The 2,055-nt window shown below is 70.7% G+C and carries 3 protein-coding genes; all 3 read left to right on the top strand.

Annotated elements, in window-relative coordinates; all coding sequences use genetic code 11:
• A partial coding sequence (locus tag ACEN88_RS30070; RefSeq protein WP_413345604.1) for a winged helix-turn-helix domain-containing protein occupies nucleotides 1-317 on the top strand: 317 nt, incomplete at its 5' end.
• The gene (locus ACEN88_RS30065) at nucleotides 301-1,755 is read left to right on the top strand and encodes a sensor histidine kinase (RefSeq protein WP_413345602.1); all 1,455 of its coding nucleotides are present in this window, start codon (nucleotides 301-303) and stop codon (nucleotides 1,753-1,755) included. The genes ACEN88_RS30070 and ACEN88_RS30065, both read left to right, overlap by 17 nt.
• Nucleotides 1,756-1,818: 63 nt before the next feature.
• A partial coding sequence (locus ACEN88_RS30060; RefSeq protein WP_413345600.1) for a hypothetical protein occupies nucleotides 1,819-2,055 on the top strand: 237 nt, incomplete at its 3' end.

Raw genomic sequence — 2,055 nt, 5'->3', positions numbered from 1 at the left:
ATGACGTCGCGCTGTCCGGCCTCCACTTCGACCGGGCCGCGCGGCGCGCCGTCATCCACGGCGAACCGGTCGAGCTGAGCCCGCGCGAAGCGACCCTGCTCGAACTGCTGCTGGTCCATGCCGACAAGGTCGTCACGAAGGAGCAGATCGCCACGGCGTGGGCCGGCGACGGCACCGAAGTCGGCGCGGGCAACACGGCGGAAGTCCACATCCACCGGCTGCGCCGCAAGCTGGAAGGTTCGGGCCTCGAGATCCGCACCGTCCGCGGACTCGGCTACCTGCTGGCCGTCGAGCGCGCCGATGGACGACCGGCCTGAACGGGGAACCCGCACGCTCTCCCTGCGCCGCCAGCTGGTCATCTGGGTGCTGCTGCCCCAGCTCGTACTGTGGGTCGCAGGCGGTTTCGCCACCTACCGGCTGGCCGTCCGCTACGTCAACCAGGCGGCCGACGCGACCCTGTCCCAGGCCACCCGGGCGCTGGCCCGAAGGGTCAAGCCCATCGGCAACGGCCTGCTGATCGATTTTCCCCGCGCCGCGCAGGAAGTGCTCGAGACGGATCCCAACGACCGGCTGTTCTACATGGTCAGCACGCCGCCCGGCGAATTCATCCTCGGCAACAACAGCATCCCGATGCCGCCCGCGTCCATGCGGCCGCGCCTGAACGATCCGTATTTCTACGACGGCGAGATCAAGTCCGCCGGTCCCGCCGGCGGACGCGGCCTGCGGGAATCGATGAAGGTCAGGATCGCGGCGCTCTATCTCCCTTACGCCGCGCCGGAAGGCAAGGAGCAGTGGATGCTCGTGCAGGTGGCGCGCAACATGGCGCACCGCGAGGACATCTTCAAGCTCATCCTGATGGACACCCTCCTCCCGTTGTCCGCGCTGATTCCGCTGCTGACGCTCATCGTCTGGATCGGCACCGGCGCCGGCCTGGCGCCGCTGCTGCGCCTGCGCAAGGAGGTCGAGGGCCGCTCGCCGCTCGACCTGGCGCCGCTGCGGATCGAATCGGCGCCGCAGGAAGTCCACTCCCTCGTGCGCGCGCTGAACGCCCTGCTCGCGTCCGTGCGCCAGAACGTGAATGCGCAAAAACGCTTCATCGCGGACGCGGCGCACCAGTTGCGCACGCCGCTGGCGGGCCTGAAGAGCCAGACGGCGCTGGCGATCGCGGCGACCGACGACCCCGCGCTGATCGCGCGGCTGAAACTGGTGGACCAGAGCGCGACCCGCGGCGCCCACCTGATCAACCAGTTGCTGATGCTGGCGCGCGCCGATCCCGAGGCCGCGGCGGCCTCCGACAAGGCGCCGCTGGACATGCCCGCGTTCGTCCAGGAGATCGTCGCCGAATACGTGCCGCGCGCGCTGCGGGCGCAGATCGACCTCGGCATGGACGACGCCGAGCCGCCCGCCGCCGCGCCGCTGCGCATCGAGGCCAACGCCCTGCTGCTGCGCGAAGCGCTCACCAACGTGATCGACAACGCGATCAAGTACACGGGCCGCGGCGGCGAGATCACGGTCCGGGTTGCGCCGGATGGCGGCGACGTGCTCGTGACCGTCACCGACAACGGCCCGGGCATCCCGGAAGCGGACCGCGCCCGCGTCTTCGAACGGTTCGTGCGCGCCACGGACCAGGGCGAAGGGTGCGGGCTCGGGCTGGCGATCGTGCGGGACATCGTCGCGCAGCACGGCGGCACCGTCGAGCTGCAGGATGCACGGCCGCGCGGCCTGCGCGTGGCAATCCGCCTGCCCAGGCGGTGATCGCCCCCCCCGGCGGACGTCCGCCGGTTTATACTTGGGCTCGACATCAATGTATTGACGAACGTGCCCACTCCGACCCCTACCCCGCGCGACACGCGGCCGCTCGCGGCGGCGGCCATGCTGATCGTCGCGCTCACGGTGACGCTCGCCGGCCTGCTGGTGTCGAGCTACCACGACACGATCGAACGCGAGCAGACGAATCTGCGCAACCTGGCGGAAGCCTTCGCCGCCCAGACCCATTACGCCACGCTCGCGCTCGACCTGGCCCTCGCGCGCGCGGCGGAGCACGCGCCGCAGGAC

The sequence above is a fragment of the Massilia sp. CT11-108 genome (assembly GCF_047302915.1).
In the GTDB taxonomy this organism is placed as follows: Bacteria; Pseudomonadota; Gammaproteobacteria; order Burkholderiales; family Burkholderiaceae_D; genus Telluria; species Telluria orientalis.
The sequence above is the reverse complement of the archived record's forward strand: the minus strand, read 5'-3'. Positions and strand labels throughout refer to the sequence as shown.

Excerpts from the sequence above, each read along its gene's own strand:
- ACEN88_RS30065 (WP_413345602.1), top strand. The coding sequence starts at position 301 with ATGGACGACCGGCCTGAACGGGGAACCCGCACGCTCTCCCTGCGCCGC.